Source organism: Mycobacterium sp. (assembly GCF_002863225.1).
In the GTDB taxonomy this organism is placed as follows: domain Bacteria; phylum Actinomycetota; class Actinomycetes; order Mycobacteriales; family Mycobacteriaceae; genus Mycobacterium.
The window spans coordinates 21,897-36,827 of the sequence record NZ_PKEK01000042.1 but is presented as its reverse complement, the minus strand read 5'-3'; the positions used below and the strand labels follow the sequence as shown (position 1 = coordinate 36,827).

At 66.8% G+C, this 14,931-nt stretch carries 14 protein-coding genes; 3 read left to right on the top strand and 11 right to left on the bottom strand.

Annotated elements, in window-relative coordinates; all coding sequences use genetic code 11:
* Positions 1-14: 14 nt before the first annotated feature.
* The 9 genes from CYU59_RS13770 to CYU59_RS13730 all read right to left on the bottom strand — a co-directional run bounded on the left by CYU59_RS13770 (position 15) and on the right by CYU59_RS13730 (position 9,651).
* Positions 15-869 (bottom strand): enoyl-CoA hydratase-related protein, encoded by an 855-nt coding sequence (locus tag CYU59_RS13770; protein WP_292990390.1) that lies wholly within the window; start codon positions 867-869, stop codon positions 15-17.
* Between the two features lie 44 nt (positions 870-913).
* Positions 914-2,107: an amidohydrolase family protein gene (locus CYU59_RS13765; protein WP_292990387.1), complete on the bottom strand. Its 1,194-nt coding sequence runs from the start codon at positions 2,105-2,107 to the stop codon at positions 914-916.
* A gap of 97 nt (positions 2,108-2,204) precedes the next feature.
* Entirely contained in the window at positions 2,205-3,251 is a 1,047-nt protein-coding gene (locus tag CYU59_RS13760) for a hotdog fold thioesterase (RefSeq protein WP_292990385.1), read from the bottom strand.
* A 60-nt stretch (positions 3,252-3,311) separates the two neighbouring features.
* On the bottom strand, positions 3,312-3,779 hold the full coding sequence (locus CYU59_RS13755) for an RICIN domain-containing protein (protein ID WP_292990384.1): 468 nt from the start codon (positions 3,777-3,779) through the stop codon (positions 3,312-3,314).
* 74 nt (positions 3,780-3,853) lie between these two features.
* Entirely contained in the window at positions 3,854-5,356 is a 1,503-nt protein-coding gene (locus CYU59_RS13750; RefSeq protein ID WP_292990381.1) for an AMP-binding protein, read from the bottom strand.
* Positions 5,353-6,288 (bottom strand): acyl-CoA dehydrogenase family protein, encoded by a 936-nt coding sequence (locus CYU59_RS13745; protein WP_292990379.1) that lies wholly within the window; start codon positions 6,286-6,288, stop codon positions 5,353-5,355. The genes CYU59_RS13750 and CYU59_RS13745 overlap by 4 nt, the downstream gene beginning before the upstream one ends.
* Positions 6,288-7,433: an acyl-CoA dehydrogenase family protein gene (locus tag CYU59_RS13740; protein ID WP_292990377.1), complete on the bottom strand. Its 1,146-nt coding sequence runs from the start codon at positions 7,431-7,433 to the stop codon at positions 6,288-6,290. Before CYU59_RS13740 ends, CYU59_RS13745 begins: the two co-directional genes overlap by 1 nt.
* A 2-nt stretch (positions 7,434-7,435) precedes the next feature.
* Positions 7,436-8,566, bottom strand: coding sequence for an acyl-CoA dehydrogenase family protein (locus tag CYU59_RS13735; RefSeq protein ID WP_292990374.1), 1,131 nt, complete (start codon positions 8,564-8,566; stop codon positions 7,436-7,438).
* Positions 8,563-9,651, bottom strand: coding sequence for an acyl-CoA dehydrogenase family protein (locus CYU59_RS13730; protein WP_292990371.1), 1,089 nt, complete (start codon positions 9,649-9,651; stop codon positions 8,563-8,565). Before CYU59_RS13730 ends, CYU59_RS13735 begins: the two co-directional genes overlap by 4 nt.
* Positions 9,652-9,730: 79 nt before the next feature.
* Here CYU59_RS13730 and CYU59_RS13725 point away from each other — a divergent pair, with 79 nt between their 5' ends.
* Positions 9,731-10,582: an LLM class flavin-dependent oxidoreductase gene (locus tag CYU59_RS13725; RefSeq protein ID WP_292990369.1), complete on the top strand. Its 852-nt coding sequence runs from the start codon at positions 9,731-9,733 to the stop codon at positions 10,580-10,582.
* A gap of 7 nt (positions 10,583-10,589) precedes the next feature.
* On the opposite strand, the gene CYU59_RS13720 is transcribed toward CYU59_RS13725, so the two are convergent.
* Positions 10,590-11,315, bottom strand: coding sequence for an SDR family oxidoreductase (locus tag CYU59_RS13720; RefSeq protein WP_292990367.1), 726 nt, complete (start codon positions 11,313-11,315; stop codon positions 10,590-10,592).
* Between the two features lie 3 nt (positions 11,316-11,318).
* Positions 11,319-12,140 (bottom strand): FCD domain-containing protein, encoded by an 822-nt coding sequence (locus CYU59_RS13715; protein ID WP_292990364.1) that lies wholly within the window; start codon positions 12,138-12,140, stop codon positions 11,319-11,321.
* A gap of 191 nt (positions 12,141-12,331) precedes the next feature.
* Between CYU59_RS13715 and CYU59_RS13710 the strand changes: the two genes are divergently transcribed.
* Complete coding sequence (locus tag CYU59_RS13710) at positions 12,332-14,713, top strand: CoA transferase (RefSeq protein WP_292990361.1); 2,382 nt, start codon at positions 12,332-12,334, stop codon at positions 14,711-14,713.
* Between the two features lie 22 nt (positions 14,714-14,735).
* Positions 14,736-14,927, top strand: a complete 192-nt coding sequence (locus CYU59_RS13705; RefSeq protein ID WP_292990358.1) for a ferredoxin — start codon at positions 14,736-14,738, stop codon at positions 14,925-14,927.
* Positions 14,928-14,931 lie beyond the last annotated feature (4 nt).

Below are 14,931 nucleotides of genomic sequence, written 5' to 3'. Positions count from 1 at the left end.
ACGCTCGGCCAAATCTATGTGGGCGCTCGGCCTGGCTCGCCGTCGTCGCGGTCGATGAAATCCCTTGGCTTCAAACCGGATTGCATCAGCTGCCGGCGGCGCTCCTGGACGTCGGAGGCCGCGCCGACCATGTTGGTCAGGATGTGGCTGACCTGTAGATGTACCCGCATGCCCATCAACTCGTAGGCGCGTTTCACGCTGTTCTTGACCGCCATCGACGTGGTCAGCGGCACCTGCGCGATCTTGCGCGCCATCTCCTCGACGGTGTCTTCCAGCTGGTCGCGCGGCACCACTTTGTTGAGCAGGCCCCACTCCAGCGCCTCGGCCGCCGAGAGGGTCGGTGCCAGCAGCAGCCAGTCCATGGTGCGGTGCCAGTTCATCAGCAGCCACGGCTCGATCATGGTGTGCCCGCCCGGTTCTCCGAGACTCTGAGCGAGCGGCATCTGGAAGTACGCGTCCTCGGACGCCACGCAGAAGTCGGTCAGCAGGCCGAGATAGATGCCGCCGCCCATGCAGTAGCCGTGGATCTGGGAGATCGTCGGCTTCGGGAATTCCCACAGGTACAACGTCGGCCAGAGAAACAGATCGGCGGTGCCCTTGTAAAGATCCTCGAACGAGTCACCGAAATCGGGGTAGGGGTTCTCGTCAGGACCCCAGCGGGCCACGTGCCCGCCGCAGAAGCCGTTGCCGTTGGCCTTGAGGATGACGACTTTGATCTCGCGGTCGCGGTCGGCTTCGTGCAGGCAGGCGTCGACCTCCTGGACCAGCGTCGCGTCCTTGGTGTTGGCCTTGTCAGCCCGGTTCAGGATGATCCGCGCGATCGGCGGTTCACGTTCGTAGATCACCGCTTCCAAGGTGCGTCGCTCCATAGTGGCTGGATCTGTCTCGGTAACCGGTCCCGGCGATCGGCGAATCAGGCCGAGACCGGCTTGGCGACCTTCATCAGTTTCATCAGGTTGCCACCCATGATTTTGGCGACGTCGTCTTCGTCGAAGTCGGTGAGCTCGTCGACGAAGCTGATCGGGTCCTTGAGTCCTTCGGGGTGCGGCCAGTCGGATCCGAACAGCACCCGGTCGGTGCCGACCATGTTGACGATCTCGGTGAACCGGTCCTCCCAGAACGGGGTGATGTAGACGCAGCGCTTGAACGCCTCCACCGGGTCCTCGGCGAATGCCTGCGGCATCTTCTTGTACACGCCGGCAAGGCCTTTGAACAGATCGGGCACCCAGTCGGCGCCGTTCTCGATCGACAGGATCCGCAGATCCGGATTACGCGACAGCGCGCCGTGGCACACCAGTGCGCCCATCGCGTCCAGGATCGGTCGGTGGCCCATCGCGAAGCTACGGAACGGGGTCGGCTTGAACGGCAGGAACTCGTCACCGGGCTCCCAGACGTTCGCGAATTCGGAGTAGCCACTGTCCGATGCGTGCATCGACACCGGAATGCCGGCCTTGACGCAGGCCTGCCAGAACGGGTCGAACTCCTCGAGCCCGAACGAGCGGCTGCCCCTGAAGCCGGGCACCGGAGCGGGCCGGACCAGCACCGTGCGGGCGCCGCGCTCCAGACACCACTCGAGTTCTTCGAGGGCGCGCTCGACGATCGGCAGGGTGATCACCGGCGTGGCGAAGATGCGGTCCTTGTGGTTGAACGACCACTGCTCGTACATCCACTCGTTGAGCGCGTGGATGACGTCGTGGGTCATCTCCGGGTCGTCCTTCATCCGCTCTTCGACCAGGCTGGCCAGAGTCGGGAACATCAGCGCGTAGTCGATGCCGAGTTCGTCCATCATCTCCAGCCGTGCGCCCGGTTCACGAAACGCCGGGATCGACTTCATCGGCTCGCCGAGGATCTCGCGGTAGGTCTTGCCCTGCGCGCCGTTGCGGAAGTAGTCCTCCTGGGCACCCGGCTTGGCGACGACCGAAAAGGTCGGGTTCGGGATGTATTCGCTGATGTGCCCGCGCACCACGATCTTGGTGCGGCCGCGAACCTCCACGTAGTCGATGGCCCTTTTGCGGTTGTCCGGTAGGTACTTGGTCAGTGCTTCCTGCGGCTCGTACATGTGGTTGTCGGCGTCGAAGACCGGGAAGGACAGCTGGCGAGACGGCATAACAATCTCCTGAAGAGGGCTGAGGTTCTCAAAGTGCTGGCGTTCTCACTTAGTGGTAATGACGTTACCACTCATCTGCCATGGGCTGAAGCCGCAATCAGGACTTCGGCCAATCCGGCGGCAACTTCGGTGTTTCGCCGTTGATCACGGCGAAGTTGACGGTCGCCGAGGCCAGCAGCGCGTCGTCACCGTCACCGTCGGACAGCACGTCGATCTGCATGACCAGGGCGCGTCGGCCACCGCGCAGCATCCGCGGCACCGCATAGGCGGTCCCGCCCCGGATCGGCCGCAGGTAGCGGATGTTCATGTCGGCGGTCGTCATCGTGGTGCCGTCCTGGAGAAAGTCCAGGCCGAACTGGCCCCCGGCGACGTCGATCAGGGTGGCGATCAAGCCGCCCTGCAACGCACCGGAGGTGTTGACCACCTGGGGGCTCACCGGGATCGTCATCGCGAATTCACCGTTGCGCGAACCGGGGCGCATACCAATCTGCTCGAACAACTCGGCCAGCGTCGGTGACTCGGGCTGCACGCTCTCGTCGGCGCCGAGGGCGCGGATGCAGAAGTCGTACAGATGGGCCGCGTCGATCGGAGCGCCGTTCAATTCGGCGCCGAGCCAGTGCAATCGGAGGGCGCCGAGGATGGTCTGCATGACGATCGCGGCGGCGGGGCCGACGTCGAGGTTGGGCCGGAAGACGCCTTCGCTGATGCCACGCTGGATGACGTCGCGGAGCAGATCGTGCAGTGGTGACAGCACCCGGGCGTAGTCCTGCGGGCGGGTCTCGGACAGGTGCTGGTTGTAGAGATTCATCGCGCGGTTCAGGCTGTCCTGAGTCGTCGACTCGGGTTCCTCGCTGATCCGGTCGATGATCAGCTTGATCGCCGCGGTGCTGGCCAGGCCGTTCGTCTCTGTGCGCCACGCCTGGGATGCCTGCGCCATCGTCCGCTCCAGCAGGGCGATCAACAGCTCGTCCTTGCTGCTGAAATGCTGATAGAACGCGCGCAACGACGTCTTCGACCGGGCCACGACTTCTTGCACGGTGAAATCCGTCCGCCCGGTCTCCCGCAGGATCTCGACGGCGGTCTTGATGAAGCGGGCGTCCCTGGTCGACGGTTCGGCTTCGTCGGCTTCGTTCTCTGCGGCCATGACGCCTCCTCGTTCGCACACCTGTTGCGCTGTGAGAATGAGGTTACCGCTCGCGGGCCGTCAGGGAACGCTGTCCCAACCCTGCTCGGGACCGCCGCCGCACGTCCGGCTGCCGACTCCGGTGCCCGGATCCGGGCCGCCGAGGACAGTCAGGCAGCCACCGAGGGCAGCGGTGATGTGGCCGTCGGGTTGGAGGCTCCAGTGCTGGCTGTTCCAGCAGGCGACCAACCGCACTGCCTCGATGTCCTGCGGCTTGTTAAGGCATTTGCCGGGGAAGGCCGCGCTCTCGAGTCGCTGGTCACCGGTGAGGTTCCAGCGCTGGAAGTTCGCTCCGTTACACGGGTTGACGACCACGTGGGTAGGCCACGCATCGCTCGGCGCGTCGAGGCAGGCATCGCCGAGCCGGCTCTTGATCTCGACACCGCCGTCGGCCGTCGCGCTGCCGGCTGTGGCGATCACGCCGGCGAACACGGCGCCGACGACGGCAAGGGCTCGAGGCATTCCGCTCACCACGCTATTGTCGGCCACAGCCTCCGGCGGCGAAGGAGTTCTTGCCGGAATCGCTGAAGCGCCGCTATTCGGCGACCCGGGTTGAGATGGGTTCAGCCACCGCGGGCTTCGACCATCGCCGACCGGTTGACCTTGGTCGCGGCGGTGCGGGGAATCTGGTCGACGAACTCGACGGTCTTGGGAACTTTGTACGCTGCCAACCGGGTCTTGGCGAATCCGACCACGTCCTGCTCGGTCAGCGGTTTCGCCCCGTCGGCCAACTGAATCACCGCGTGCACCCGGCGGCCCCATTCACTGTCGGCGAGACCGATGACGACGACGTCGACGATGTCGTCGTGTTCGACGAGCGCGCATTCCACTTCAGCGGGAAACACATTGGCCCCGCCGGTGATGATCATGTCGCTGCGGCGGTCGGCGATGTAGAGGTAGCCGTCGTCGTCGAGATGGCCGATGTCGCCGGCGGTCCGGAAACCGTCGGGCGTCGACGCCAGCAGCGGAGCGCCACCCAGATAGAGGTAGCCCGCGCTCATCGGCGAGCGCAAATACACCTCGCCGAGTTCGCCGGGCCGCACCGGCCGGCCCTGCTGGTCGAGGATGCGCACCTCGGTGTCGCGGAAGCCGCGGCCGACGCTGCCGGGATGCGCCAGCCACTCGTCGCCGCGTAACGCGGTGAGCCCCAGGTTTTCTGTCATCCCGTAGGCCATCACCACCTGTTCGGGACTGAGCAGGTCGAACCAGGTGCGCAACAACGCGTGCGGCATGACCGCGGCGCCCTGCAAGATCCAGGCGATGCTGGACAGATCCCGTTCACGGATGTCGGGCAGCGATGCGATGCGGGACAGCATGGTCGGCGTCGCGGTGAAGTTGGTGATGCGGTAACGCTCGATGGCCTCGACTACCAGTGCGGCGTCGAATTTCTCGAGCACCACCAACTCGTCGCCGCCCAACAGGTAGGTCAGCGGCGAGAAGCCGTTGGTGTGGTACATCGGGCCGGGCACCAGGATGGTCTGTGGCGTGGGGGTCGGAGCCCACGCGGCCAGGAACGGGAACGACGATTCCGGTGTCCAGGCCCCGTCCGCCAGCGTCAGGATCACCTTCGGCAGCCCGGTGGACCCGCTGCTGCAGATCCCATTGGCCTTGGGAGACACCACGTCCGGCAGCGCGTCGGCGGACTGATCGGCGGCGCTCGCAACGAGGGCGGGCCGAGTCTCATCGTCAACGGTGACCGCGGGCGCGATCACTTCCAGCACCCGAGAGCGCTCCCAGTCGGGCAGGTCCCAGCGCATCGGGACCGGGACGGCGCCGACCTTCCAGCAGCCCAGCGCCGCGAGGACGAACTCGACCGAATTTGGAATACCCAGTGCGACAAGCGAACCGAACTGAGCGCCGGCGGCCGCCAACGCCCGACCCCATTGGTTGGCCAGCCCGTCGATCTCGGCGAAGGTCATCGACCGCGCGCTCCGGTCGCGCGCGAGCACGGTCAGAGCCAGGTCGCTGCCGCGTTGTTCGGCGAGCTGTCGCAGCTTGGCGCCGAACGGTATTCCCGCGTCGCCCGGACCAGCGGCGGAGCCTGAGGTGGATGTCTGTGTGGTCATGCCGATACCGGGCCGGAGAACAAGGTCTCGAACCCGCCGCTGCGCACCTCCGGCAGCAGTCGCAGCGCAAGCACTTCGGTGCCGACCGGCAGCCGGACCAGTGGCTGGGTGTGCCGGTCGAGCACGCTGACGTCGGACTCGTCGCAGAACCCGAGTGCCCCGAGCAGCTGGTGCGCGGTCCGGAAGACCTGTCGCGCGGTCTCGGTGGCCTTGAGCCTGAGGATCAGGGCATCGGCCGAATACACCGGTGCCGGAGCCGATTCCATGCGACTGATCGTATATTTGGCCAGTTCGTGCAATCCGCGGGCGGCCACCCCGGCGTCGGCGATGGTGAACCGGACGGCTTGGAAGTCGGCGAGCGGTTTGCCGAACTGCATGCGGGCCTTGACGTGTTGCCGGGTGATCTCCAGGGCCTGCTGCACCGCGCCCACGATCCGCCATGACCCCAGCGTCAGGTGCCGGGCGACGTCGGCGCCGGACAGCGACCCGTCGGGCTGACCCAACGTGGCCGGCACCAGGAACGGCCCGAGCTTGGCGGCGGTGCGCGACGACGGTTGGACCGGGTAACGCGTGCCGTCGAGGTCCGTGGCAATCCAGTCGCCGGCCAGGTCGCCGTGGTCGATCCGCGGCGCCTCGGGATTGACCAGCGCCAACCGGGCGCCGTCGACGGCCAACAGTTCTTCGACGAGCGGATAGGGCAGTGCCGCTGCGCCGGCCGCCTGGCAGAGCACCGCGGCCGCCAGCAGGTCGTCCGCCGAGCCTCGGACATCGAGGTCGAAGGCGCCGAGGTCGGACAGCGCGACCCGGGCATCGTCCCGCAATTGGTCGTCGGTTTCGGCCAGCAGCGCGGTCGGCACGCCACCGAAGCGGGTCAACCGCTTGGTGGCGACCGCGGCGAACTCGGCAATGTCTTGCGGCAGAGTGGTTTCCATCAGTGATCTCCCAACGTTTCACGCGCCACCAGCATCCGCTGCACTTCGATGGTCCCGGACGCGACCGTGGCCGCCTGGGCGTAGCGCCAGTGATCCTCGACGGCGCCGTGCAGGGGGGCCGACATGCCGCTGTCCAAGGCGGATGGGCCGAGCACGTCGAACAACAGCTCCGCCACCAGTTGGTCGCAGGTGGTGGTGGCGATGCGGGCGGCGCTGGCCGCAGCACCGGCCGACGGGTCGTCTTGCAGCGACACCGCGCGGTAGGCGAGCAACCGCGCGATCCGCAAGTCGATCAGCGCTCGCACCCAGCGCGTGCGAATCGACTCGGGCAGCGTGTCCCAGTCGTCGCCCAGTTCGGTTTGCATCCGGTCCAGCAGCGACTCGCACCGCGCATACCGAGCGATGCCGACCCGCTCGAATGCCAGCGCTTCGCGCATCACCCGCCAACCGTCGCCCAATTCACCGAGCACCTCGTCGGGGAAGACCTCGACTCCGTCGAGGAACACCTCGTTGAGGTGGTGTGGCCCCAGCATCGACCGGATCGGCCGCACGGTGATCCCGGCACGATCCATCGGAACCAGAAAGAGGGTGATTCGCTTGGCTTTTGGGGCATCTGGATCAGTGCACGCCGCCAGCACGCACCAGGACGCCATCAGCGCGTAGGACGTCCAGACCTTCTGTCCGGTGACGCGCCAGCCGTTGCCGTCCGGAACCGCCCGGGTCCGCAGCGACGCCAGGTCTGTTCCGGCCTCGGGCTCGGAGAACCCCTGGCACCAGATCACCTCCCCGGCGGCGATGGCGGACAGGTGCCGGGCCTTCTGCTCTTCGGTTCCGTACCGCATCAGCGCCGGCCCGACCCAGTTGATGCCCATGTACTGCGCGCCGCGGGGCTCGTGGTGCGCCCACATCTCCTCCCGCAGCACGGTCTGCTGCCACACCGAACCTCCGCCGCCACCATGCTCTTTCGGCCAGGCCAGCGCCAGCAGTCCGTCGGAGGCGAGCATCTTGCAGAACGACTCAGTGGTCGCGAGGTCCTTGGGATCGTTGGTGCAGGAGCCCAGGAAGCCTTCGGGGATGTTCGACGAGATCAGTTCCCGCAGGCGCGCTCTGAGTTCGACGGCATCGGCGCCGAGGTCGTAATCCATCGTCATCCCTTCGGCAATCCGAGCAGTCGCTCGGCGATGATGTTGCGCTGGACCTCCGACGTTCCGCCGTAAATCGTCGCCGCGAGGGCGTCCTGGCGTTCGAAGAGCAGGTCGGTGTCGTCAATCGAACGGGGGCCGGCGCCCGCAGCGGCAAGCTCCCAAACCCGTTGCAGGGTAGTGGAACCGAGCAGTTTGAGGATATCGGACTCGGGGCTCGGCAACCCGGCCAGCTCGTTGTTGAGCGCGCGGTAACCGGTCGCCCGCAACGCCTCGGCGTCGGCGAGCAGTGAGCCGAGTTCGGAGTACACCTCGCCGGAGGCGTAATCGTCGTGGGTGGCCTGAGAGTCCCGGACTTCGTTGAGCCCGCGCTGGATCTCGACCCAGTTCATGATCCAGATCATCTGCCGCTCATGGTTGAGCGACGACATCGCCACCTGCCATCCGCCGTTGATGTCACCGAGCAGACTGTCGGCGGGCACCTCGACGTCGTCGAGGATCACCTCGCAGAACGTCTCATCGGAGATCGACGACATCCGGATGGGCTCGATGGTCAGCCCGGGAGACTCGAGATCGAGGATGAAGCAAGAGATTCCGCGGTGCTTCGGGGCGTCGGGATCGGTACGGGCGTACAGGGTGCACCAGCGGGACAGGTGCGCCTGGGTCGTCCAGATCTTCCGACCCTTGATCCGGAACACGGGGTCATCTGGTCCGTTCCGGACAGCGCGGGTGCGAAGACCCGCGAAGTCGGACCCGGCCTCGGGCTCCGACATACCCAGCGCCCACCACTCGTCGCCACGGAGCAGCGGAACGAGAAGACGGTCGATCTGCTCGGGCGTACCGAATTGCCGGATCCCGGGCGCGGCGACACCCGGCCCGGCGACGTTGGGCAGCTTGGGGGCCGACCGCATCGCGGCCTCGATCCGGATCTCCATCGCCTCGGCCAGGCCCAGGGACCGTCCACCGTGCTCGGGGGTCCACGTCGGCTGCAACCAGCCGGCTTCGAACGCTGCGCGCTGATGGTCGCGTCGAAGCTCGATGTCCCAACGGTATTCGTCATAGCGCTGGTAGTAGTCGCCGGGCAGAAACTCGGCGAGCCAGCTCGCGTATTCGGCGGTCAGATCGGAGCTCGTCATTTTGTGCTCCCCGCCAACGTGTTTCCCGCGAAGCGACGGCCGACGGCGTGGTACAGCGCGCGGCTGTCTCCCATCGTCGACGCGCCCTGCCAGGCGCGGCGTAAGTAGAGGTGCATGTCGTGCTCCCAGGTCTGGGCCAAGGCGCCGTGAACCTGCACACCGGTGCGCGCGCAGCCGACGGCGGCCTCACCGGCCGCGGCCTTGGCCAGCGCCGCCGCGTCCCAGCCCGCGTCGAGCGGTGTGGCCGGATCGTCGAGCCGCGCGGCGGCGGCATAGGTGAGACCGCGGGCGCGCTCCAGCGCGACGTAGTTGTCGGCCAGGGCGTGCTTGATGCCTTGGAACGCGCCGATCGGCTTGCCGAACTGCTGGCGTGTTTTCGCGTGCTCGACCGAGCGCACCAGCGCGGCGGCGGCAACGCCGACCAGGTCGGCGGCGGCGGCGAGCAGCGGTGTCGCCAGGGCGGACTCGAGTTGGACGGGTGCCACCGCGATCGGCTCGGCGTCGACCTCGACGTCGGCGACGGGCTGAGCGGGATCGGTGCATTCGGTGTCGTGGATGGTGACGCCGTCACCGACCCGGACGACCGCGGCGACGGGCCCGTCGGCGGAGGAGGCGAGTGTGACGACCAGTTCGGCGCGGGGGAGACCGGGCACCGCGATGGCGCGTCCCTGCACTCGACCGCCGTGGCAGGTCATCGGGACGCCGGGCAACCGGTAGTCGGGCGGATGAACCGCGAGTGCCGCCACCGCCCCGCCGGCGATGTCGGTCAGCACATCGGCGACGTCGGGCCCAGCCGTCCGCAGCAGCCCCGCGGCCAGGCCGACACTGGGTAGTAACGGCACCGGCGCCAGAGCGGCACCGCACTCTTCGAGAACGACCGTGAGATCCATCCGGTCAAAGGAACTGTCGCCGTCGGGGACGGCGAGTTCGGTCCAGCCGAGGCCGACGACGGTCTTCCACAGCGCGTGCCAGTGCTCCGGATCCGTCATGGCCTGTCGGGCACTGGCCGGCGGGCATTCCGTACGCAGGACGTCACGCACGCTGTCGCGAAGCGTCAATTGTCCGGAATTCAGTCCAATATCCATAAGGCCTCTAACATAGTAAAGATAGTAATCTAGCGCGACAAGCGTCAATGGTGTTGTGCAACTCGAATGGTGGTGAGTGATGGCCGAGTGGTTTCTGTTCTTGCCGCAAGTACGGGTGTCGGTGGCCGACATCGAGGAGCGGGCACGCCACGCGGAGGCGAGCGGATTCACCGGAATCGCGTTCATCGACCATCTCGAGGCCCCGGGATTGCCTGACGAAAGCATCTGGGAGGCAATGAACGTCGCCACTTGGGTGGCTGCGAAGACGGAGACGCTACGGATCGGCCACCTGGTGCTGTGCGATGCGTTCCGCCACCCCGCGGTGCTGGCCAAGCAGGCGGTCACGTTGTCGGAAGCCTCTGGCGGCAGATTCGAACTGGGCCTGGGGTCGGGTTCGTGGCCCGCCGAGTTCGCCAGATTCGATGTCGGGCAACAAGACCCGGTTGCCCGGGTCGAGCAGCTCGAGCGGCACCTGGCCCTGCTGGACCAATACTGGGGGCGGGCCGACGGGCCCGCCGGTGGCCAGTCCCCGTTACCGTCACACCACATACCGCTGGTCCTCGGCGGAACGGGACGGCGGATGCTGGAACTCGTTCGCAGGCATGCGGATTGGTGGAACATTCCGGTTACCCACCTCGACCGGCTTCCGGAGTTGGCCCCGACGGCCGGATCGGCGCGGGTATCGATTCAGCAGATGGTCGGCTTCGTACGCAAAGACAGCGATCCGGTCAAGGTGCGCGAGGTGAGTGCCAAGCGGTTCGGCAATCTCGGGTCCGGGCTGATTTGTGGTGATTCCGATGAATTGTCCGGACACTTCACCCATTTGTCCGGTCAAGGTGTCGAGCGCTTCTACGTCTGGTTCGCCGATTTCGCCGCACCGGAGTCACTGCGCGAGTTCGGCGAGACGGTGATCAAAGCCTTTCCGCAGTGAGGCCGGTTCAGTCGCGCTGCGCCGCTCGCCGATGAACCTCGTCGGGAACAACCGGGACCCGGGCGTAGGGCCCACGCCGCACCGCGTTGAGCCGGATCTCGGGCAGGTCCACCGACGGGTCCACGGTGTCGAGCCATGCCACGGCGTCGGCTACGTCCGACACCTGGATGGCCTGCATCTCGAACGGAACATCCTGCAGCATTTCGGTCTCCACCGGGCCCGGCGTGACGATGTGGACGGCGATCCCGTCTCGGTCGACTTCGAGGGCCAGGGCGCGGGCGAAGGCGTTCATGCCGGCCTTGGATGCCGAGTAGGCGGTGCGCGCCATCATCGGCTCGTGTGCCGCGGAGGACGAGATGAAGACGAAGCGGGATCCGGCCCGCATCTTCGGCAGCGCCGCCGACGTCAACACGAAGCAGGAGTCCAGGTTGGCCGCGATGATGGCCTGCCACTGCGCGAATGTCTGCTTGCGGGCGTAAGTTCCGCCCAGGGTTCCCGCGGCATGTACGACCAGATCGATGGTCTCGAGCGGACTGATCGCCTCGGCGAAACGTTCGGCGTCGGAGGCGTCGGCCACCAGATAGCGCGCCCCGATCTCGTCGGCAGCCGCGCGCAACGGGTCCTCGCGACGCGCCGAAAGCACCACGTCGTAACCGGATTCGCGCAACTTGGCGGCGCATGCCTTGCCGATGCCACCGCTTCCGCCGGTGACCAGTGCGGTTCGTGCGTTCACGAGCTAGAGATGACGGCTGTCTCGCGGGCGCGACAACGCCTGCGGCGACAAGGCGTAGATCCGTTGATCAGGACCGGCGGCCAGCACATGACTCTGGGTGTCGGACAGATGCCGGGCCGCAACCCGGCGGGCGCGCTCGACGTCGCCGGCCGCGATCGTCTCGGCCATCTTGATGTGCGTGTTGAGCACGGCGCGACGCTTGGTCAGCGACGGGTAGGTGCCTTTGGCCGCGCTCTCGTCGGCCCACTGCTGCTCGTGGCTGGTCCACAACGTCTCCAGCGTGCCGACGACGGCGATGATGGTCTTGTTTCCGCAACCGTGCACGATCGCATCGTGGAATCTGCGCCCGATCTCGGTGAATTCGGGTCCGTCCTCGAGGTGGATCTCCATCGCGTCGTTGATCTCCTTGAGCTCGCGCACGATGGTGTCGGCGCGGTCGGCCCGCTGGGCCGCGAGCGCCGCGCACGCGGGTTCGAGTTCCAGCAGCGCGGTCCCGAGGTCGGCAACGACGACCGATTCACTCTGCAGCAGCAGACCCAGCATGTAGGCGGCGCTGGTCTTCGCCGGAGCATGCACGATCGCCCCGCCGCGATTACCTCGCCGAACCGAGACCAGCCCTTCGGTTTCGAGAATGCGCAACGCCTCTCGCAGCGAGACGAGGCTGACATTGAACTGCTCGACGAGCACTTCCTGGCGGGGCAGCAAATCACCGTCGGCCAGCTCGCCGTCGATGATCTGACGGCGCAACTCGTCGGCGACGATCTCCGCGATCCGCGGCGCCGACAGTCGACGTCGGGCCTCGGGCCCAATTCCCAGCGCAGTCATCTGATTCCAGCAGCAGCACGGCCGACAGGAGTTGCGGCCGCTGCGCCCGCGAACTCCATATACTGCAATCTTAACAGTAATGGCATAATAGCCGCGCTGGTCAACTACGCGGCTATCCAGCAAACCGGCCGGACCGGGCAAACTCACGACGATGACATGACCGACAACCCGACGACGCAGACGGACACAGGTTGAGCGACGAGTATGGCAGCCGACCGACGCCGCTGCAGGACGTCCGCGTCGTCGAGCTCAGCGATCGTATCGCCGGTAGCTATTGCGGAAAGCTCTTGGTGGACGCGGGCGCCGAAGTTCGCAAAATCGAGCCCCCGCAAGGGGATTGGCTGCGACGCTTCAGTGCCGTCGACGCAACCATCCCGGACGGTACGGACGCCCCATTGTTCGGCTTTCTCAATGCCGGTAAGCGCAGCCTGACCTGGTCGGGTGTGGATCTTCGGGCCGAATTGGCCGGCGCCGACATCATCGTGGTGACCGCGACCCGCTCGCGGGCGGCGCAGTGGGGCGTCGACCCGGCGCAATTGCTGGCTGCGTTTCCCCGCACGGTGATCGTCACCATCTCCGACTTCGGCTGGACCGGCCCCTACGCCGACCGCGCCGCGACCGAGTTCACTCTGCAGGCGTGGTCCGGCCTGACCGGCTTCCGCGGCGATCCGGCCGGTCCGCCGATCTCGGTCGGCGGTGACCTCGGCGAGTACATGGGTGGAGTGTTCGCCGCTTTCGGCGCGCTGGCCGTCCGCCGCCGCGTCGAGCACGGTGGTGCCGGCGAACACCTGGATCTTTCGATGCTGGAAGCAATCACGTTGATGCAAAGCGGCGAGTGGCTGCACTCGCACCTGCTGAACAGTCCGCCGGTGACGCGGACCATCGAGGTGCCGTCCATCGAGCCGGCCAAAGACGGCTACGTCGGGATCACGATGGTCACCGGCCAGCAGTGGCTGGACTTCGCGGCGATGGTGGATTGCCCTGAGCTGACCGAGAATCCGCAGCTGAGTTTCCAGATCGGCCGATGGCAGTTCCGCGACTTCATCCGGGAGCAGATCCGGCCGTGGCTGGCCGAGCGAACCGTCACCGAGGTGGTCGAGCTCGGGCAACTGTTCCGGCTGCCGATCGCGGCGCTGGGAAACGGTGCCACGATCCGGGACACCGCGTACGCGACCGAACGTGGTGCGTTCGTCGCCAACCCGGCGGGATTTCACCAGCCCCGCACCCCATGGCTGATGTCGCGGTGCGCACCCGCGCCGCTGCGGGCCGCTCCCGCCCTCGGCGAGGCCGACGGCACGTCACCGTGGCCGGTTCGGGCATACCGCGACCAGCCGTCCGATCCGCGGCTGCCGCTCGACGGCGTTCGCATCGTCGATCTGACCGCGTTCTGGGCCGGGCCGGCCGCCACCCACCTGCTCGCGGCCTTCGGTGCAGACGTGGTGAAGGTGGAATCGATCCAGCGGCCCGACGGCATCCGTTATTCCGGTGGGATGCGCAAAGACGTCGACGACTGGTGGGAGTATGGCTGGGTGTTCCACGCCATGAACACCAACAAGCGTTCTGTCACACTGGATTTGGGCTCTGACGACGGGCGGTCCCTGTTTCGTGACCTGGTCGCCGGCGCCGACGTGGTGATCGAGAACTTCTCGCCGCGGGTGATGGATCATTTCGGTCTGACAGCCGACGCCTTGTTGGAGATCAACCCGCGTTTGGTCGTCGCCAGGATGCCGGCGTTCGGTCTGGACGGTCCGTGGCGAGACCGCGTCGGGTTCGCACCGACGATGGAGCAGATCGCCGGTCTGGCCTGGGTCACCGGATCAGCCGACGGTCCGCCCGTCCCGCCGCGCGGTGCGTGCGACCCGTTGGCCGGCGTGCACGCGGCGTTCGCCGTGACTGCCGCGTTGTGCTTCGCCGACCGCGCCGGAGTGGGCCAGCTGGTCGAGCTGCCGATGATCGAGACGGTGCTCAACGTCACCGCGATCCAGCCGATCGAGGCCGAGGTGTTCGGGGTGACGCTGAGTCGCCGCGGCAACCGCGGCCACGGTTGCGCCGTGCAGAACCTGTACCGCTGTACCGGCGAGGACGACTGGATTGCCGTCACTGTGCGCACCGACGAGCAGTGGCAGGCACTGGTGGACGCGATGGGGCAGCCGTCGTGGACCGACGACCGCCGATTCGACACCGTCGACGGGAGACATGCGCACGCCGACGAGATCGACCGCGAGTTGCAGGCCTGGTTTGCCGGCCAGGGACTGCACGACGTGCTGAATACGCTTGCTGCCGTGGATATTCCGGCAGCGCCGGTGGTATCGCCGTCGCTGATCACGGAGAACGATCAGCTCAACGACCGCGGGTTCCTGGAGGCACTCGTACATCCGCGCACCGGGGCGGGTCGCTACCCGCGACCGCCGTTCGCTCCGTTGACCGGACGGCACAATTGGCTGCTGCGCCCACCGCCGACACTTGGTGAGCACAACGACGAGGTGCTGCGCGAGGCGTGCGGGCTCACCGGTGAAGACCTGACGCGCCTGGAAGCGGCCGGGGTGATCGGCACCCGGCCCAAGGGACTGTAACCGTGCTCGAAGGGAGTAAGCGATGCGAATAGTTGTCGACGAATCGTTGTGTGAGGCCAACGGGTTCTGCGAATCCCTGGCGCCGGACATCTTCGAGATCGGAACATCCGACGTGGTGCATGTCGCTGACGGCGAGGTGCCCGAGCATCTGCAGATCGACGTGGCCGTCGCGGTCGACCAGTGCCCGAAGGCGGCGCTGCGGGTGGTCGACTGAATCG